The following is a 17,853-nucleotide window of genomic DNA, read 5'->3' on the forward strand; positions in this document are numbered from 1 at the left end:
TTCTTCTTTTATAGCCTTTTGTTTTTTAACATGTGATGTATAAAGGAAATATCGAGGATATGAAGAAATGTGTAGATAGATTTCATAAAGGGAAATGAGGTAACGAGATGTTCATCGTTCATTCAACAGTGGTTGTACCGAAAGAAAAATCAGAAGAAGTCGTAAAGATCTACCGGAATCGATCTAAATCAGTGGATAAAGCGCAAGGGTTTGTTTCGTTCGAATTGCTGCAGAATGACAAATCCCCTGAAGAGCTGACCGTTCAGATCAAATTCGAAGATAAAGAGAGCTATATGAGTTGGGTCCGAAGTGATGATTTCAAAAGAATCCATGAATTAGAAAAAAAGTATCCGGACAAGGAATTAGCAGGAATTGTTCCGAAAGTCCGTATGTATAGCGTGGTGGCCACATGATCGGTACAAAAGAACGGATGATCGATAATGTGGTAGAGCAAATTTATAGACAATACCCTGAGCTTAAAGAACGATACGGTGAGCAAGGGATACAAAAATGCCGTGAAGACAATGACCACCACTTCAAGCATTTAGAAACGGCATTTGAATTGAAAAATGACCAATTCTTTGTGGATTATGCTCTTTGGTTGAATGGTATCCTCCAAAAGCATGAGATGACTGCAGAGCACCTCTATATTAATTTTGAAATGATCCAGGGAGTTTTAGATGTTGAGCTTGGCATAGAACGTAAAGAAGCATACGAAAATGCATTGAACAAAGCGATCGTTGAATTGAAAAATACGTGAGAGGCGACAGAGGCGGGTGACGGAATGACAGTAAATGCAAAGAAATTCACGGGATATTTATTAAATGGGGATGAATTGAGCTGTGAGGAGTACCTGGAGTCACTGGCCGTTAAGGAAGACATTTTGAAAGTTTTGCAGCTTTTTACTGAAGCGATGCAGCATGTCGGTGAGCTATGGGAAAATAATGAGATTTCAGTCGCAGATGAACACCTTGCCACTGCTACCTGCGATTATGTCCTCTCTTATTATAAATTTCGATACATCACCCGCAAGACTCCGATCAAACATAATAAAAAAGCAATGTTTTTATGTTTAGAAAACGAACAGCATTATCTCGGAACGAAAATCATTGCAAGTGTATTCGAAAGTTTCGGCTGGAATGTAAGGCTTTTTGGGGCGAATTTACCGCTTGAGTATGCCTGTTCCCAAGCAGAAGAATGGAAGCCCGATATCATCGGGATTTCGGTTTCGATTTTGTACCACCTCCCCAAATTGAACCTTTTTATTGAGGGACTGAGCGCCACTTCTAGTGCTCCTGGAATTTTGGTTGGCGGACGGCTCAGTAGATTATACGATTTGATGCCTTATTGTACAGCACAGACTACAATTCTCAAAAACATTGATGAAGTGAGCCGATGGCTGGAGGAACAAAAGGTCGAGGAGAACGCTGATGATAAAAACAATCAACATACCAATCCTATACTTTCAACTAAATAGAGATTATGAAATCATCCGACGCTCGAAGGTTGCTGTTTCACAGTTTCCGGATGTGGAAGGATTCTTAGAACTTATTGATGGAGACAGTGTTGTCAAAGCGAAAAGATACCTGGATTCAAAGAACGGTGATATTGAAATTGAACTTGTGATGAAGACGTTCCAAAGTCCATATTCCTTATTCCAGGTACGCGTGTCATGGAACATGGATCATACTGCTGAGGTTGTCTGTCTTGAAAAGACCGGTGAAAACGATCGATTATTCACTCAAATTGATCGGCTGCGGAATAGACTTGAAGATACTAATTATGAATTGCTTGAAAAGAAAGATGATCTAGAGAAAGCTATGAAAAGAGTGAATGAGCTGTCTGGCCCCTTTATTTCACTGACCGATTCTTCAGCGTTGGTACCTTTATTCGGGGACTTGACAGCAGAGAAGGTCGAAACGATATCAGATAAAATCCTAACAAACGCTCACAACAAAAATCAGGATAGTTTATATTTCGATTTTACAGGGGTTGGTGAAATCAAGAAGGAAGGCTTTGAGGGACTTCAACGGTTATTCAAAACGTTATGGTATATGGGAGAAATCGAGGCTATCATCATAGGGATATCTCCTCAACAAGCGATTGTCATGAATCAATTGGATACAGAATATCATCTTACTTTTGTTTCTACATTAAAAGAAGCGCTCAAGTCACTCAATAACAAAACAAAGACAGGAGCCTGACCATGGATAAGTCGCTCCTGTTTTTTTGCTTCGCATATTCAATATCGTGTTCGTTTTCCCATCAGGATAATCGGACCTAACGCGGCTCCTCCTACTAAACCGAAGAGATGGCCGAGGATATTGATATTCGGTGTAACGAATGTCATGACCAAACTTAAGACAAGGATCGTCATGACGATTTGAGAATTTTGTTGATCAATAAGCTCTTTACGGGCATAAATGATATATACATACAAGCCAAACAAACCAAATATCGCACCAGATGCCCCGATGTGGCTATAACCTGGACCTTGAAGAATGAAGGTTGCAATATTTGCGATGACCCCAGCACCGATGTAACCGAGGATGAATTTCAACTTTCCTAGAATCCGTTCTAATCCAGGTCCGAATAGGAATAAGGAAAATGTATTGAACAGGACATGAGGGAAAGATTCATGTATGAAGATAGGTGTTACAAGCCTCCAATACTCACCCGAACCGATGTAGAAGTTTATACCGGCAGTTAAATGCAACAATGCCGGGAAAAGATTGACACCGATGAATAAAACGATATGAATGGCCATGATTATGGTGATAATAGGATACAATCGCCTGAACGATCGAAAATTTTCTGTTCGGATAAACACAAGAAAGACCTCCCTTTTCAACCAGGGTCTATTTTTATTTAAGGCTGTTTTCGCAAACGTTGTTGCACTTGCACTTAAAGAAAGTATAAAATACTTTCTTCAGTATAAGGGCAACTAAGGCTCGACCTACAAAAGGCTTGGTCTCGCCAAGTTTTCTTTAAAAGTCGTTGGTTTCCGCTCCAGGATGCTCGCTCTCCGCGGGGCGTGCGGTGAGCGCACTCGTCGCCTTGCGACCTCAGGAGTCTCCTTTTCAAGGAAGCATTTGTGCTCCTGCGTCATACAGGAAGTCCTGTCGAAGCGAGCTTCCTCGTCGCATGCCTTGCGAGGAGATTATTCAGGTAGTAGGCACGCTGATCTCGCAGGACAAGGAAAGCTTTGGCAGCGCTACTTCGCACGATGAAAATGCGATTTTCATTTTCGAGGAGTCTCGCACCTTGCTCTCCAATCAACTTGCACAAGGTGAGTTTTTAAAAATGGCTCAAACGCGGCAATCTTTTAAAAAAGAGCCATATTTAAAGTATGTAATTCTGAAATCATTACCTATACAGTTTATCATATTAGGTAATAAGAGTCTGAATGAATGATTCCAAATTTTGAATATAAGAGGTGTACATAGATGATCATTGGAATTGGAATAGATATCGTGGAAATCCAACGTATCAAACGTACCAATGAACGGCAAGCGAAGTTTGCTGAACGGATTTTGACTGAGGCGGAATTGATCTTCTTCCGTTCGTTGGAACAGCGGAATAGTATTGAATTTCTTGCTGGAAGGTTTGCTGCTAAAGAAGCCTATGCAAAAGCTACAGGTACAGGTATCGGAGGGCGATTGAGCTGGAAGGACGTACAGATCCTGGCTAATGAAGCAGGAAAACCGGTCATCGAGGATGGAAAAGCGGATTGGAACGCCCATGTTTCGATTTCCCATAGTAAAGAATACGCAGTTGCACAAGTAATCCTTGAAAGCTCGTCAAGCTAGTCTGCATATTGCTAGAAGTTGTCTCATATATTTGTAGTACGGTTAGGAGGGAACGCTGAAACATATGGCCAGATGGTCGAGTGAGTGCAGCCGCCAAAGGTTTTTAACAAGGGGGTGTAGATTCAAGAAAACTGCTTGCATTCACCATGCCGGAATTTTCTACCTCAATTCGTACTAATCTAACATTCAGGGTATTTGTGTATCCCCATGGCGGAGCATCAAAGATCATTCTGGATGTCATATGTGAGGTCCCTCTTTTGTCATCTATATGAGGCAAAGGAGATGAAAAATTTGAAAAGAATACTCTCGCTTCTTGTGATTGCACTCCTGGTTACTGCGCTTGCTGCTTGTGGGTCCAAAAGCCAGAAAGATGTTTTGTCAGATTTAGAAAAAACGATGGATAAGATGTCTGGTTATAAATCTGAGGCTACGATGACTCTTCAGACAGGGGAAAATCCACTTACGTACGAGATTGAGATCTGGCATAAAAAGCCGAGCTTTTACCGGGTCAGCTTGAAGAATGCTGAAAAGGATCAAAGTCAGATGATCCTAAGGAACAGTGAAGGTGTATTCGTACTGACACCAGCGCTTAACAAGAGTTTCCGTTTCCAAAGTGATTGGCCGGAAAACAGTAGTCAAGTGTATTTGATGGAGTCTCTGATCAGCGATATCCTTATGGATGAGGATCGTAATTTCAAGACTGGAGAAAAGGGATATGTCTTCAATACAAAGACGAACTATCAGAATAAGAATCTCTATCAGCAAGAAATTACGCTGGATAAATCCAATCTGCTTCCGAATAAAGTGAAAGTAATGGATAAAGATATGAAAGTTCTGGTAGATGTGAAATTCAAGAAAACGAAGTTGAACTCGAAGTTTGATGACGGGGCATTCGATATGGAGCGCAACATGGAAAGTGCTCAGCTTGAAGTTCCAACAATGGCACCCGGGGAGCGGGAATTCACACCGGTCTTTCCGGAGTTTGTCCCTGAAGGAACGACTTTACTGAACCAGGTGGCGAACAGCAGCGGTGATGAAGTGATCCTCACTTACGCTGGAGACAAATCTTTCACCATTATCCAAAGACAGGCGACGGTCGCGCCTGCTACGAAAATGTTGACCATGAACGAGGGCAACCTTGTGGATCTAGGCTTTGCGGTGGGTGTGCTGAATGGCACCACACTCAGCTGGTCAGTCGACGGAGTTGATTATTACCTTGCCTCAAATGATCTGACAGAAGAAGATATGGCATCAATCGCATCATCAATGGTGATGGCGCAAGGAAAATGACGAAATGACAGGCTGGAAGAATAGAACCGATATTCTTTTTAGCCTGTTTTTTGTTGAAGTCCCACGTGCCAGGCACCAAAATCAAACCCAGCAGCCCCAACGGTTCCCAAATGGTGCCTGGCACGGATCTGAACCTCAACGGAGACAAGGCATCTGAATCGGTGCCAGGCACACAATAGAAAGGGAAAGCCAAAGAAAGAGCTTCTGTTAAAGGACTTTGTTGATTTTAATACCTAAAGAAAGGATAAGTGCAATTACTGGCTCAGCCCACGCCTAAAGCTTGGCTTTGCTAAGTTTTCTTTAGTGAATTTCGTAGAAATCAACAATAATAACTAACAGAGCCAAGAAAGAAATTTACCGTGACCAAATGGTTATGTACAATAGAAGGAAAATAGTTTGGGCTAGGAGTCGTTTTCATGCAATTTTACAGACCTACTTGGGCAGAAATCAACTTGGATCATATCATAGATAACTACCTTCATATACAGAACCATTTAAAAGGCGGAACGAAAGTGATGGCGATTGTTAAGGCAGATGGATATGGCCATGGTGCTGTACAAGTCGCCAGGAACCTTGTTGAAAATGGCGTGGATTATATAGGCGTGGCTTTATTGGATGAAGCTATCGCACTTAGAGAAGCAGGGATCGGTATACCGATACATGTTCTAGGGTGGATCGCTCCGGAATATGCTTCTATAGCTGCTCGTTATAATGTTTCCGTAACGGTTTTCCAATCAGAATGGGTTGAGAAATTAGAAGATTTCAATCATCAATTGAAGATTCATATCAAGTTTGATACTGGTATGGGACGTTTAGGTATAAATGATGAGAATGAGGCAAAGCTAATAATTAATAAAATTCAACAAAATCCGAGTTTAAAGTTAGAAGGTGTTTTCTCACATTTTGCAACAGCTGATGAACTAGACTCAGAGCTAGTCGATCGTCAAGTGGATCGATTTTCCAGGTATCTCTCGCTATTGGAGGATGAAGGTGTCCGTCCGGAAGTCATTCATTTCGGTAACAGTGCTGGCGCCATCCGATTTCCTGAGTACAAACAACATTATGTGCGAGTTGGTATTTCGCTTTATGGTCTATCCCCTTCAGAGGAGATTAAAAGTGTGCTGCCATTTCCTCTTAAACAAGCTTTTTCTTTACACAGCAAATTGACTCACGTAAAAAGAATCAAACCTGGAGATACCCTAAGTTACGGAGCGACTTATCGTGCAGAGAAAGAAGAGTGGATTGGTACAGTGCCGATCGGCTATGCAGATGGGTGGTTGCGCCGATATGCGGAGAAAGGTTCAGTCCTCGTTAATGGTCATAAGGCGAAAATCGTCGGGCGCATCTGCATGGATCAGCTTATGGTAAGGTTACCTTACAAAGTTGATGTAGGTACTGAAGTCGTGCTGTTGGGAGACCAAGGGTCCAGCTCGATAACCATTGATGATGTTGCACACCAAAATGGAACGATCAACTATGAAATACCCTGCGCAATCTCTTCTCGAGTGCCGAGAATTTACAAAAAAAACAACAAAATCATTGAAACAATGAATCAAACTCTAAATAATTCGTAAATTATTAAAGGAATTCGGCTGAAATTGGCGAAAGGGTTATACTGAGATTGCTTTGCAAAATTACGTTTTGGATGGTACTATTAATAGGGGATTTTCAGAGTGAGCGTAGCAGTTAGCTGGAGGTGGATTTTTGTGTCCGATTTGAACACAAAGAGAATTGTCATAAGCTTACCGGAGCAACTGATAAAAGAGGTGGACGGAGCGATTATGAACGAAAACTTGAACAGAAGCGAGTTTATTCATCAGGCAACCAAAATGTACCTGCGAGAACGGGAAAGCAGCCATATCCGCGAATCCATGCGTCAAGGGTATAAGGAAATGGCCAAGATCAATTTGAATATTGCATCAGAAGCCTTTCTTGCTGAGGAGGAAGCTGATCTAACTTTGGACCGCTTAGTAAGCGGGGTGTAATGATTTGATAGTGAAGCGTGGCGACGTTTACTTTGCAGATCTTTCTCCTGTAGTAGGGTCGGAGCAAGGAGGTATCCGGCCGGTATTGATCATACAAAATGATATCGGTAACCGGTTTAGTCCAACAGTAATCGTCGCGGCCATTACAGCCCAGATTCAAAAGGCTAAACTACCTACTCACGTAGAAATCAGCGCTAAGAAATATAAGTTCGAACGAGACTCTGTCATTTTATTAGAACAAATCCGAACAATAGATAAACAAAGACTGACAGACAAAATAACACATTTAGACGATGAAATGATGAAAAAAGTTGATGATGCACTCCAGATCAGCCTGGGGCTCATTGATTTTTAGCACTCATGACAGAGTAAGCTGCTGATTATCCAGCGGCTTTTTTTATACTTAAAGAAAGTATAAATCCAACTATGGCTCAGCCTTCACTAAGCCTTCTCTTTATCAAATTTTCTTTACTTTTAGTCTTAAAACTTCGCGACTATTTTAGGGAAAAGCTCTGTTAAAGGAACTTTTTAATTTTAAACGAAAATTGCGAAACTCCTGCGGTGGGCTAATTCAGGGATGTGATGTCTGCTCAGCGACCAGTCATTTGGATCACTTCAATAAAAAGTAACAGAGCCAAAGGAAACAATATCATACGTCTAGGGCTGTCCCGAACGAAAGTGTCATGCACCATCTTTTTACTAAGTGTTGTAAAAACGGTTAGATTTCAGACACGAAGGGACAGCTTTCTTTATACTTTCTTCAGTATAAGCGCAACTAAAGCGCAGCCTGCGCCAAGGCTTGCTTTGCCAAGTTTTCTTTAAAAATTTCATATCACGATACTTTAAATGAGTCGAGTCTCCATAATAATGGGGAGCAGCTTGATGAGTTTTGAGGGCGCTTCCAACCGCTTCAATAAGCACATTTGACAGAAAATACAATTACGGACGAAAGATTATTTATAAATTGGCTAGCATAGTTCAACATAATAAAACGTATAGAAAGAAATATGAGCGAAAATGTAAAATTGTGGATGTAAGCTCAAAAGGATTGAAAGATTGCACCGATAATGAAATAATGTTTTTATGAACAATTTCTGAACGGAGGGTACATGGATGAACTCGACAATAAGCGAGGTTATGAAACAAAACCGTTCATCTATAGAAGAGGAATGGCAGTCACAAATGCTGCAATTCCGTGAAGATGAACGTGAATTAACCAGTGTTACAAAGGAAGTATTTCAAAACTCCAATATGGAATTTATAGATAATCTATTGAAACATGTCATTGGAGGGCAAGAAGACATAAGCTCTGACCTTCAAGACTTTTTCGAAAGAACTGTCCAAATTGGATGGCCGTTGAGTTATGTGACGAAGGGACTGCAGGCTTTTCGTCGAATTGGATTAAAAGCGATCGTTAATGAAAAAGAAAACATAGATGATGTAATGGATACATTCGAACTTTTTGATCGTTCGATAGACAAGCTTTATGAAAAGATCGTCACATACTCCACGCAAAACTGGAAAGATACAATTTCTGTTCAGAAGAAAGCTTTGCTTGAGCTGTCGGCACCTCTTATTCCTGTGTTTGAAAGCATTAGTGTGATGCCATTGATCGGTACGATTGACACCGAAAGGGCGAAGCTGATCATGGAAAACCTTTTGGATGGTGTCATAACAAACCGCTCAGAAGTGGTATTGATCGATATAACTGGTGTACCAGTCGTAGATACGATGGTTGCGCATCATATCATCCAAGCAGCAGAAGCCGTTCGGTTAATTGGATCGAAATGTATCCTCGTCGGAATCCGTCCGGAAATCGCACAGACAATCGTTAACCTTGGCATTGATTTAAGTGAATTCCCTACAAGAAGCACTCTTCTTAAAGGAATTGAAGCTGCATTAGAACTTACGAACAAAAAAATAGAATCGTTATCCTAGGGGGGACTATGGATGAGAGTGCCAATTCTCAAGTTACATGAGTATTTATTGATATCGATTCAGGTTGAACTTGATGATAAGACCGCTTTGCAATTTCAGGAAGACCTATTAAGTAAAATCCATGACACTGGAGCCAAGGGGATTGTTATAGACCTCACATCGGTCGATATGGTCGATTCCTTCATTGCAAAAGTACTTGGTGATGTCGTCAAAATGTCTAATTTGATGGGGGCGAGAGTCGTATTGACAGGTATACAACCACCTGTAGCAATTACACTGATCGACCTCGGTATCAATATGAGGGATGTACCGACAGCACTAGACCTAGAACAAGGATTAGATAAATTACAACAGGACTTGGAGGGATGAGTATGGCCGTCCAATCCTGTGTAGATGTACGAAACGAATGGGATATAGTCAGTGCACGTCAGTTAGGTAGGGACTTAGCGAAAGATCTAGGTTTTTCAAGTGTAGATCAAGCCAGAATTACGACAGCGATATCCGAATTAGCAAGAAATATATATCTATATGCAGGGAACGGAAAAATTTGTATCGAGCCGATTGAAGAAGGTAACCGCAGGGGTCTTCGGATTGTTGCGAATGATACCGGACCTGGTATTCAGGATATACGTAAAGTAATGGAAGATGGGTATACAACATCTGGAGGACTGGGAGCTGGTCTGCCAGGCGTGAAGAGACTGATGGATGAATTTGCAATCCAATCTACAGTAGATGTAGGAACAGAAATATATATTACCAAATGGCTCCGCTAGGAGGATCGCAATGTTGGGGGATAAAGGTTTATTAGTAGAAAGGTATGAGCAGTTCTTATCTGCTTATTTAAGTGGTAGAACAGAACAAGCCCTATATAAAGCACAACAATTCAGCCGGAAAATGATTGAACAGAACATCTCCCCTGAAGAAGTGATCAATATTCACTATACTGTGCTCGAATCTCTGAACGGGGATATTCCCGAACAGGTAAAGGATTCATTTGATTTCTTAATAGAAGTCATGATGGGATATGGCATGGCTTACCGAGAGCATCAAATACTCCGTGACAAACAATTAGCCCTTGAATCTGAAATAGAGGTAGCCGCGAGCATGCAGCAGACTCTTCTTCAAGGGGATGTTCCTAAGGTAGATGGACTTGATATAGGTGTAATTAGTAAAGCAGCTAAGAAAATGAGCGGAGATTACTATCACTTCGTACAAAACAGTCCAGAATCGATTAGCGTGGCTGTTGCAGACGTCATCGGCAAGGGAGTACCCGCTGCCCTTTGTATGTCGATGATCAAATATGCGATGGACAGTTTACCGGAACAACAGAACCACCCAAGTATCGTACTTGAAAACTTAAATCGTGTTGTGGAACAGAACGTTGATCCCACAATGTTTATTACGATGTTTTATGGTCATTATAATACAGACCTCCATCGCTTTTTTTATGCGGGTGCCGGTCATGAGCCAGGGTTTTATTATAATGCACTAACAGATGATTTCGAAGAATTCACCGCAAAAGGGCTTGTTCTAGGTATTTCACGGAATACAAAATACAAACAATATGAAAAGAAGATCGAAGCTGGTGATATGATCATCATGCTTTCGGATGGTGTAACAGAGTGTCGGACCAGCAGTGGTTTTATTTCTAGAGATGAAGTGGTTTCGTTGATTCGTTCCCACATGCATTTATCACCACAAGAAATCGTAGATAATGTCTATGCTGAACTTGAACAATTACAGGAATTTGAATTAAGGGATGATTTTACCTTAATTATTTTGAAAAGAACGGTTTAGCCTTAGTTAAGTTGTGGTATTGATAAAGTAATGCATTCCTATACACAAGGGGGAAGTCGAAGATGAATTTACAGATTAAGAAGAATGAAACGGATACTCATATAGATGAATTAGTATTAGTGGGTGAGGTAGATGCGTATACTGCACCTAAACTGAAAGAGACATTGTTGGAAGCTACACAAAAGCCAGACCAGCAAGTCGTCGTCGATCTCAGCGGAGTCCAATATATGGACAGTACGGGGCTAGGTGTTTTCGTAGGCGCGCTAAAATCCTCACAACAATATGGCAGTACTCTGACTCTCACTGGTATGACCGACCGAGTTGAAAGATTATTTGAAATCACAGGTCTTACAGAAGTGATGAACATCGAGAATAACCAGGAGGAGGAGGCGCGATGAGTGACGTTATCGAAATGGTGATTCCGGCCAAGCCCGATTATGTTGGTGTAGCAAGACTGACGGTTTCTGGCATAGCAAGTAGAATGGGTTATACATTTGACGAAATCGAAGACATTAAAATAGCGGTTTCTGAAGCAATTACAAATGCAGTGAATCATGCATACGGCTCAAAGGATGAGGGTGAAATCCGCCTTTCTTACGGTATGTTTGATGATAAACTCGAAATTACTGTCATGGATAAAGGAAAAAGTTTCGATTTAGAAGCGACAAAACTAAGTACCGGTCCAGTAAACGGTAAACCTGTCGAGCAAATTAACGAAGGAGGGTTGGGTCTTTTCTTGATTGAAACGCTAATGGATAAAGTTAATATTAGCGATGAAGCAGGAGTGGTAGTCATGATGACGAAATACCTAAACAGAGATGGGGTGGATGAAAGTGTCGACCAATACAAGTCAGCCCCGTCACAATAAGGACTTCGTCTATGAGTTATTAGAACAACTACGAGAAGACCCGGAGAACCAAGAAATCCAAACGACACTTGTCGAACATTATCAGGACCTGGTCCATTCGCTTGCGCGGAAATTTTCGAAAGGGAAAAGCATCCACGATGACTTAGTGCAGGTAGGCATGATCGGTCTACTGGCTGCTTTTCGACGTTATGACCCTGAATTCGGAAGAAGTTTCGAGTCATTCGCAGTTCCAACCATCATTGGTGAAATCAAGCGTTTCATCCGTGATAAGACCTGGAGTGTCCATGTCCCGAGAAGGATCAAGGAACTTAGTCCACGAATCAAACGAGCTGTTGAAGAGCTTACCAATGAACTTCAGCGTTCACCAAGAGTCGAGGAGATTGCGGAACACCTAGACTCTTCAGAAGAAGAAATCCTGGAAACGATGGAAATGGGCAAGAGTTATCAAGCCCTTTCAGTCGATAGCTCGATTGAAGCTGACCAGGAAGGAAGTACGGTCACTCTCCTGGATCTTGTAGGAAGTACCGAAAGCGGTTATGAACAAACAGATCAGCGTATGCTATTGCAAAAGGCTTTTCATGTATTGTCAGAACGAGAACAACAGATATTACAATGCACTTACTTTGAAAATTTAAGCCAAAAAGAAACAGGTAAACGCTTGGATATTTCACAGATGCATGTATCGAGATTACAGCGCAGAGCACTTGAAAAGTTGAAGGATGCTATACGTGTCGATCCTTCGGAGGCACTGAATCATGATTGAGAATAATGTCCACCATCATGTAGACTGGAGCACCTTCCAACGTTCCAAAGTGGAAGGACAATGTAACGGTGACAGCTATTTTGCAAAAGAAACCGATGAATACTTTGTCTGCGTTGTTGCGGACGGTTTGGGAAGCGGCCAGGCGGCACATGAGGCTTCCACTAAAACTGTTCTAATCGTTGAAGAGCATCATGACAAAGATATCCATACCTTGATGGAGCTTTGCAACGAATCTCTTCAATATACACGAGGAGCAGTATTGACGATTTTCAAAGTTCATTTTCAGAAAAACTTGCTTGAATATTGCGGCGTAGGCAATATCCGCCTCATTATCGGCTTGCCCTCCGGAAAACTGGTTCATGCGATTCCAAAATCTGGTTTTCTTTCAGGTAAACCTGTGAATTTTGATGTGAGAGAAATCCAATATCAAGCAGGATCCATGTTCATTGCCTATTCTGATGGTGTTGAACTATCCTCGCCAGATAAACGGAATGTCATGAAGTCAAGAAATCCAAGAGTGGCAGCCAGTTATTTACGCCAAAAATGCAGTACAGTAGCTGATGATATGACATTCGTAATAGGGAAAGTCACTTAAAAGAGTTTTCTCGTATATGGGAGAGCTCTTTTTTGTGTAGCGCAAACATTTGTGTGGTGTGAAGTATAGAGCTAAGATTACAAAGGTGCCACTTATTTGGTAAACTTGTACGTATATCAGTATTACAAGGAGGAGCAAGTTTGGAGACCAACACAGAACTTATTTTGCAAGTATCAAAAGAAACCCGATTATCTCAAAAGTATATTAAAAATATCATCGAACTTCTTGAAGAGGGAAATACGGTCCCATTCATCGCAAGATACCGAAAAGAATTGACAGGTGCAGCAGATGAAGTACAGATCCGCAATGTCTCGGAAAGCTGGGAATATAAACGGAATCTTGAAAAGCGAAAAGAAGAAGTACTTCGATTAATTGAAGAACAAGATAAATTGACAGATGAATTGAAATCGGAAATACATAAAGCCGCCAAACTCCAACAGGTTGAAGATCTATACCGCCCATATAAGCAAAAGAAACGCACGCGTGCTACAACAGCTAAAGAAAAAGGACTGGAACCACTAGCAGAACTGATTCTGGATCAAAAAAGCGGTGTGGATATTGAGGTAGAAGCTCAGTCTTTCATCTCTGAAGAAAAAGGTATCCTAAGCACAGAAGAAGCTATTCAAGGTGCGGAAGATATTATTGCTGAAAGGGTATCGGATGATTCCGATAACCGTGCATGGATCCGTTCGCTTACTTTTCAGGAAGGCATGGTGGAAACGAAGCTGAAAGGAAAAGAGGAACCTGAAGACAAGACCTATGAAATGTATTATGACTATCAGGAGCCTGTAAAGAAAATCGTTCCTCACCGAACGTTAGCCGTTAATCGCGGGGAAAAAGAAGACGTTTTGAAGGTGTCGATTGCTGCTCCTTCCGATAAAATTTTAAGAAAACTGAACAATAAGTATGTGAAAGGATCATCATCAGCTGAATACATCGAACGTTCAATAGCAGACAGCTATAAGCGGTTGATTGCTCCTTCAATCGAGCGTGATATACGGAACGAATTGACGGAAATTGCAGATGAACAGGCGATTCGTATTTTTTCTGAAAACCTCAGACACCTTTTATTACAGCCCCCATTGAAAGGTAAGGTAGCGTTAGGCGTCGATCCAGGTTATCGGACGGGTTGTAAGCTGGCTGTGGTCGATGAAACCGGTAAAACATTAGCGATTGATGTCATGTATCCCACTCCACCGCGTTCGGATATTGAAAAGGCGAAAGCGATTTTGAAAAAGATGATCGAACGCCATGATGTGGAAATTGTTGCGATCGGAAACGGAACAGGCTCCAGGGAAACGGAACAATTCGTCGCCGACCTGATCAAAGAGATGGAGCGTCCATTGGCATACCTGATCGTCAATGAAGCTGGAGCAAGCGTCTACTCTGCGTCAGACATCGCTCGTCAAGAATTCCCTGAACTGAAGGTCGAAGAGCGCAGTGCGGTATCCATCGCAAGAAGGTTGCAGGATCCATTGTCTGAGCTCGTAAAAATCGACCCCAAGTCAATCGGGGTAGGACAATATCAGCATGACGTTTCACAAAAGCGTTTGAATGAATCCCTTACATTCGTCGTGGAAACAGTGGTCAACCAGGTCGGAGTCAACGTAAACACAGCTTCTTCATCCTTGTTGCAATACGTCGCCGGCCTATCGAAGGTTGTCGCAAATAATGTTGTCCAAAAAAGAGAAGAAGAAGGAAAGTTCACAAGCAGGACTCAACTGAAAAAGATCCCTCGTCTAGGAGCTAAAACGTACGAACAGTGTATCGGTTTCTTAAGGATCATTGAAGGGAAGAATCCGCTGGACCAAACCCCGATCCACCCCGAAACCTACGACGATACCCGAAAGCTTTTGAGCTTATTGGATGTGACCGAACAAGAAATCGGTACGGATGAAATCAAGGAAAAGCTCCAGTCGATTGAGCTAAAAGAGTACGCAGAGAGATTGGATATTGGGGAACTGACGTTGAAGGATATTGTCGATGCACTTGTAAAACCGTCAAGAGACCCCCGTGATGAAGTGACTAAGCCTTTATTAAAGACGGATGTCTTGAAAATGGAAGACCTGAAGGAAGGAATGGAACTTGAAGGAACCGTCCGCAATGTCGTTGACTTCGGGGCTTTTGTGGACATTGGAGTCAAGCAAGACGGCCTGGTCCATATATCTAAACTTAGTAAAAATTATGTGAAGCACCCGATGAATGTCGTTCATGTCGGGCAAGTTGTAAAAGTCTGGGTGGAACAGGTGAACGTGGATAAACAACGGATCGCCTTGACGATGGTAACCAATTAAGGAATACACAAAAAGCACTGCTTGTTAAGAGCAGTGTTTTTTTCTGTAAAAAAACCAACATTGGTTCAATAATTTGATTTGATAACGGTCTTTGTTGAAATACGCATTCCTTAACTGCTTTTTAAACCAGTAAGGCACGATGAGCCCCTCCCCAAATTTCCTTAATGGTGGTTATTAGTCTATGTGAGAAGGCTTGCCTTTGTTCGTGTCAGACTGTTTACTTTTCATTTTGAAGAACCTTTGGCAAAATTGAGATAGCAACGAAAAGGATTGAACGAAATGGACACAAACGAATTGCAACAATTAGTGGAAAACATATCAAATGAATTTTTCGATCGGCCTTTCAAGCATAAAGCGAGGTTCAATAATCGACTCAAGACGACCGGCGGCCGCTATCTCTTGAAGAGCCACGATCTCGAATTCAACAGAAAGCAGCTTGATATTCATGGGCTCGACGAATTCATCGGCATTATCAAGCATGAACTTTGCCACTACCACCTCCATTTGATGAAAAAAGGTTATCGGCACCGTGATCAGGATTTTAAAGAGTTATTAAAACAAGTCGGCGGCAGTCGATATTGCCAGATCATCCCTGGTGAGCGAAGACAGGAACCGATCAAATACATCTATCTATGTGGAAAATGCGGCCAGCAATATCCGCGCAAACGAAGAGTCGATACACGCAAGTTCGTATGCGGAAAATGCAACGGAAAGTTAAATCTAAAATAGTATTGACTAACAAAAATGATTATGTTACTTTAATTAAGTCGCTATAGAGGCAAGCTCTTAAAATACGACAAAGTCACATAAATATAAGATGCTTTTTTGTGAAAAAAGTTATTGACTTCATCGTTCGTGTGTTGTACAATGTTTATTGTCGCTAAAAAACGAAACGCACATTATTCCACAGTAGCTCAGTGGTAGAGCTATCGGCTGTTAACCGATCGGTCGCAGGTTCGAGTCCTGCCTGTGGAGCCATACGGAGAAGTACCCAAGTGGCTGAAGGGGCGCCCCTGCTAAGGGTGTAGGTCGTGTAAGCGGCGCGAGGGTTCAAATCCCTCCTTCTCCGCCATTCAAGTTCAATTTAAAACTTTAAGCTCGGCCCCTTGGTCAAGTGGTTAAGACACCGCCCTTTCACGGCGGTAACACGGGTTCGAATCCCGTAGGGGTCACCATTTTATTTTTAACCCAATTTGATTGGTGAATGTAAGTTTCGCCACAAATTATTCAACTGAATGGACCCGTGGTGTAGGGGTTAACATGCCTGCCTGTCACGCAGGAGATCGCCGGTTCGAATCCGGTCGGGTCCGCCATTTATAAACTTAAAAAATGTATTGTTATGCGATGGGCTATAGCCAAGCGGTAAGGCAACGGACTTTGACTCCGTCATGCGTTGGTTCGAATCCAGCTAGCCCAGCCATAATGAGCCATTAGCTCAGTTGGTAGAGCATCTGACTTTTAATCAGAGGGTCGAAGGTTCGAGTCCTTCATGGCTCACCACTTTTTTTGCGGGTGTGGCGGAATTGGCAGACGCGCTAGACTTAGGATCTAGTGTCCTTGCGACGTGGGGGTTCAAGTCCCTCCACCCGCACCATACTTATAATTGGTGCAATGTCTACATTTGAAGGTGCATCACTAGTTTTGGAAATCAACAATTTAGCGGTCGTGGCGGAATGGCAGACGCGCTAGCTTGAGGGGCTAGTGGGTGTATACCCGTGGAGGTTCGAGTCCTCTCGACCGCACCATAAATTCTCAACTCCATATATTCATTTATGCGCCCGTAGCTCAATTGGATAGAGCGTCTGACTACGGATCAGAAGGTTAGGGGTTCGACTCCTCTCGGGCGCGCCATATACGGGAAGTGGCTCAGCTTGGTAGAGCACCTGGTTTGGGACCAGGGGGTCGCAGGTTCAAATCCTGTCTTCCCGACCATTATATTTGCGGGTGTAGTTTAGTGGTAAAACAAGAGCCTTCCAAGCTCTGGTCGTGAGTTCGATTCTCATCACCCGCTCCATTCTTTCAATGGGCCTATAGCTCAGCTGGTTAGAGCGCACGCCTGATAAGCGTGAGGTCGGTGGTTCGAGTCCACTTAGGCCCACCATTAACAACTCCTTCGAATAGAGTTTCTATCTAATCTGATTCTCAATACGAAGCAAACAATTTAGCTCTTTGAAAACTGAACAAAAGCCAAGCGTGAAACGGGTCTTTTTAAAAAGAACCCTGATCAATTTTTAAGTTTTACATTAATGAGCAATCAAACGATGCTCAAAAAATTTAGTAGCAAGAAGTTCGAGGAAGCAAGGAAGGTGAACACCGGATAGTACCAAGATGTACTTGAGGATGTGAACCGACGATGCTGACAACGAAATTCGATGCTAATCAATTTTTTGGAGAGTTTGATCCTGGCTCAGGACGAACGCTGGCGGCGTGCCTAATACATGCAAGTCGAGCGGACCAACGAGGAGCTTGCTCCTCAGAGGTCAGCGGCGGACGGGTGAGTAACACGTGGGCAAC

22 protein-coding genes, 12 tRNA genes and 1 rRNA gene are annotated in these 17,853 nt (G+C 42.3%); 33 read left to right on the forward strand and 2 right to left on the reverse strand.

The window, feature by feature from the left end; all coding sequences use genetic code 11:
* Nucleotides 1-107 precede the first annotated feature (107 nt).
* Genes ACTWQL_RS18660 through ACTWQL_RS18675 form a run of 4 tightly spaced genes read left to right on the forward strand, consistent with a single transcriptional unit; the run spans nt 108 to nt 2,204 of the window.
* Nucleotides 108-413 carry an antibiotic biosynthesis monooxygenase family protein gene (locus ACTWQL_RS18660; protein WP_443143930.1) on the forward strand — a complete coding sequence of 102 codons (306 nt, stop codon included), beginning with the start codon at nt 108-110 and terminating at the stop codon, nt 411-413.
* Nucleotides 410-760, forward strand: coding sequence for a hypothetical protein (locus ACTWQL_RS18665; RefSeq protein WP_443143931.1), 351 nt, complete (start codon nt 410-412; stop codon nt 758-760). Before ACTWQL_RS18660 ends, ACTWQL_RS18665 begins: the two co-directional genes overlap by 4 nt.
* A gap of 24 nt (nt 761-784) precedes the next feature.
* Nucleotides 785-1,477 carry a cobalamin B12-binding domain-containing protein gene (locus tag ACTWQL_RS18670; protein ID WP_443143932.1) on the forward strand — a complete coding sequence of 231 codons (693 nt, stop codon included), beginning with the start codon at nt 785-787 and terminating at the stop codon, nt 1,475-1,477.
* On the forward strand, nt 1,431-2,204 hold the full coding sequence (locus ACTWQL_RS18675; RefSeq protein ID WP_443143933.1) for a hypothetical protein: 774 nt from the start codon (nt 1,431-1,433) through the stop codon (nt 2,202-2,204). The genes ACTWQL_RS18670 and ACTWQL_RS18675 overlap by 47 nt, the downstream gene beginning before the upstream one ends.
* 38 nt (nt 2,205-2,242) lie before the next feature.
* Here the strand turns inward: ACTWQL_RS18675 and ACTWQL_RS18680 are convergent, their stop codons facing one another.
* Entirely contained in the window at nt 2,243-2,830 is a 588-nt protein-coding gene (locus tag ACTWQL_RS18680; RefSeq protein WP_443143934.1) for a rhomboid family intramembrane serine protease, read from the reverse strand.
* A gap of 314 nt (nt 2,831-3,144) precedes the next feature.
* Here ACTWQL_RS18680 and ACTWQL_RS18685 point away from each other — a divergent pair, with 314 nt between their 5' ends.
* The 15 genes from ACTWQL_RS18685 to ACTWQL_RS18755 all read left to right on the forward strand — a co-directional run bounded on the left by ACTWQL_RS18685 (nt 3,145) and on the right by ACTWQL_RS18755 (nt 15,339).
* Nucleotides 3,145-3,414 carry a hypothetical protein gene (locus ACTWQL_RS18685; protein WP_443143935.1) on the forward strand — a complete coding sequence of 90 codons (270 nt, stop codon included), beginning with the start codon at nt 3,145-3,147 and terminating at the stop codon, nt 3,412-3,414.
* A gap of 32 nt (nt 3,415-3,446) precedes the next feature.
* Complete coding sequence (acpS, locus tag ACTWQL_RS18690) at nt 3,447-3,809, forward strand: holo-ACP synthase (protein WP_443143936.1); 363 nt, start codon at nt 3,447-3,449, stop codon at nt 3,807-3,809.
* Between the two features lie 282 nt (nt 3,810-4,091).
* On the forward strand, nt 4,092-5,099 hold the full coding sequence (locus ACTWQL_RS18695; protein ID WP_443143937.1) for a LolA family protein: 1,008 nt from the start codon (nt 4,092-4,094) through the stop codon (nt 5,097-5,099).
* A 416-nt stretch (nt 5,100-5,515) separates the two neighbouring features.
* Entirely contained in the window at nt 5,516-6,673 is a 1,158-nt protein-coding gene (alr, locus tag ACTWQL_RS18700; protein ID WP_443143938.1) for an alanine racemase, read from the forward strand.
* 132 nt (nt 6,674-6,805) lie between these two features.
* Nucleotides 6,806-7,084 carry a CopG family ribbon-helix-helix protein gene (locus ACTWQL_RS18705; RefSeq protein WP_225066439.1) on the forward strand — a complete coding sequence of 93 codons (279 nt, stop codon included), beginning with the start codon at nt 6,806-6,808 and terminating at the stop codon, nt 7,082-7,084.
* A 4-nt stretch (nt 7,085-7,088) separates the two neighbouring features.
* Nucleotides 7,089-7,439 carry a type II toxin-antitoxin system PemK/MazF family toxin gene (locus ACTWQL_RS18710; RefSeq protein ID WP_221569017.1) on the forward strand — a complete coding sequence of 117 codons (351 nt, stop codon included), beginning with the start codon at nt 7,089-7,091 and terminating at the stop codon, nt 7,437-7,439.
* A 758-nt stretch (nt 7,440-8,197) separates the two neighbouring features.
* Nucleotides 8,198-9,022, forward strand: a complete 825-nt coding sequence (locus tag ACTWQL_RS18715) for an STAS domain-containing protein (RefSeq protein ID WP_443143939.1) — start codon at nt 8,198-8,200, stop codon at nt 9,020-9,022.
* 12 nt (nt 9,023-9,034) lie between these two features.
* A complete protein-coding gene (locus ACTWQL_RS18720; protein ID WP_236315284.1) occupies nt 9,035-9,391 on the forward strand; it encodes an STAS domain-containing protein in 357 nt (118 codons plus the stop codon).
* A gap of 2 nt (nt 9,392-9,393) precedes the next feature.
* Nucleotides 9,394-9,795 carry an anti-sigma regulatory factor gene (locus ACTWQL_RS18725; RefSeq protein ID WP_443143940.1) on the forward strand — a complete coding sequence of 134 codons (402 nt, stop codon included), beginning with the start codon at nt 9,394-9,396 and terminating at the stop codon, nt 9,793-9,795.
* Nucleotides 9,796-9,808: 13 nt separating this feature from the next.
* Nucleotides 9,809-10,819 (forward strand): PP2C family protein-serine/threonine phosphatase, encoded by a 1,011-nt coding sequence (locus ACTWQL_RS18730; protein ID WP_443143949.1) that lies wholly within the window; start codon nt 9,809-9,811, stop codon nt 10,817-10,819.
* Between the two features lie 62 nt (nt 10,820-10,881).
* Nucleotides 10,882-11,217, forward strand: coding sequence for an STAS domain-containing protein (locus ACTWQL_RS18735; protein WP_443143941.1), 336 nt, complete (start codon nt 10,882-10,884; stop codon nt 11,215-11,217).
* Entirely contained in the window at nt 11,214-11,687 is a 474-nt protein-coding gene (gene rsbW / locus ACTWQL_RS18740) for an anti-sigma B factor RsbW (protein ID WP_443143942.1), read from the forward strand. The genes ACTWQL_RS18735 and rsbW overlap by 4 nt, the downstream gene beginning before the upstream one ends.
* Nucleotides 11,653-12,450 (forward strand): RNA polymerase sigma factor SigB, encoded by a 798-nt coding sequence (gene sigB, locus ACTWQL_RS18745; protein WP_443143943.1) that lies wholly within the window; start codon nt 11,653-11,655, stop codon nt 12,448-12,450. The genes rsbW and sigB overlap by 35 nt, the downstream gene beginning before the upstream one ends.
* Nucleotides 12,443-13,045: a PP2C family serine/threonine-protein phosphatase gene (locus ACTWQL_RS18750; RefSeq protein ID WP_443143944.1), complete on the forward strand. Its 603-nt coding sequence runs from the start codon at nt 12,443-12,445 to the stop codon at nt 13,043-13,045. The genes sigB and ACTWQL_RS18750 overlap by 8 nt, the downstream gene beginning before the upstream one ends.
* A 140-nt stretch (nt 13,046-13,185) precedes the next feature.
* Nucleotides 13,186-15,339, forward strand: a complete 2,154-nt coding sequence (locus tag ACTWQL_RS18755; RefSeq protein ID WP_443143945.1) for a Tex family protein — start codon at nt 13,186-13,188, stop codon at nt 15,337-15,339.
* 24 nt (nt 15,340-15,363) lie between these two features.
* On the opposite strand, the gene cmpA is transcribed toward ACTWQL_RS18755, so the two are convergent.
* The gene (gene cmpA, locus ACTWQL_RS18760; protein WP_221569009.1) at nt 15,364-15,477 is read right to left on the reverse strand and encodes a cortex morphogenetic protein CmpA; all 114 of its coding nucleotides are present in this window, start codon (nt 15,475-15,477) and stop codon (nt 15,364-15,366) included.
* A gap of 141 nt (nt 15,478-15,618) precedes the next feature.
* Between cmpA and ACTWQL_RS18765 the strand changes: the two genes are divergently transcribed.
* The 14 genes from ACTWQL_RS18765 to ACTWQL_RS18830 form a co-directional block, all read left to right on the forward strand.
* Nucleotides 15,619-16,068, forward strand: coding sequence for a SprT family protein (locus tag ACTWQL_RS18765; RefSeq protein WP_443143946.1), 450 nt, complete (start codon nt 15,619-15,621; stop codon nt 16,066-16,068).
* A gap of 174 nt (nt 16,069-16,242) precedes the next feature.
* Nucleotides 16,243-16,317, forward strand: a tRNA-Asn gene (locus ACTWQL_RS18770).
* A 3-nt stretch (nt 16,318-16,320) separates the two neighbouring features.
* Nucleotides 16,321-16,411: transfer RNA gene (locus tag ACTWQL_RS18775), tRNA-Ser, on the forward strand.
* 28 nt (nt 16,412-16,439) lie between these two features.
* A tRNA-Glu gene (locus ACTWQL_RS18780) sits at nt 16,440-16,514 on the forward strand.
* A 62-nt stretch (nt 16,515-16,576) separates the two neighbouring features.
* Nucleotides 16,577-16,652 (forward strand) — tRNA-Asp (locus tag ACTWQL_RS18785).
* Between the two features lie 32 nt (nt 16,653-16,684).
* A tRNA-Gln gene (locus ACTWQL_RS18790) sits at nt 16,685-16,759 on the forward strand.
* A 4-nt stretch (nt 16,760-16,763) separates the two neighbouring features.
* Nucleotides 16,764-16,839: transfer RNA gene (locus ACTWQL_RS18795), tRNA-Lys, on the forward strand.
* A gap of 8 nt (nt 16,840-16,847) precedes the next feature.
* Nucleotides 16,848-16,933 (forward strand) — tRNA-Leu (locus ACTWQL_RS18800).
* Between the two features lie 65 nt (nt 16,934-16,998).
* A tRNA-Leu gene (locus ACTWQL_RS18805) sits at nt 16,999-17,084 on the forward strand.
* Nucleotides 17,085-17,113: 29 nt separating this feature from the next.
* A tRNA-Arg gene (locus ACTWQL_RS18810) sits at nt 17,114-17,190 on the forward strand.
* A gap of 4 nt (nt 17,191-17,194) precedes the next feature.
* Nucleotides 17,195-17,271 (forward strand) — tRNA-Pro (locus ACTWQL_RS18815).
* An 8-nt stretch (nt 17,272-17,279) separates the two neighbouring features.
* A tRNA-Gly gene (locus ACTWQL_RS18820) sits at nt 17,280-17,353 on the forward strand.
* A gap of 10 nt (nt 17,354-17,363) precedes the next feature.
* A tRNA-Ile gene (locus ACTWQL_RS18825) sits at nt 17,364-17,440 on the forward strand.
* Between the two features lie 283 nt (nt 17,441-17,723).
* A 16S ribosomal RNA gene (locus tag ACTWQL_RS18830) occupies nt 17,724-17,853 on the forward strand; the annotation flags it as partial.

This window comes from Pseudalkalibacillus sp. R45 (genome assembly GCF_052246725.1).
In the GTDB taxonomy this organism is placed as follows: domain Bacteria; phylum Bacillota; class Bacilli; order Bacillales; family Fictibacillaceae; genus Pseudalkalibacillus.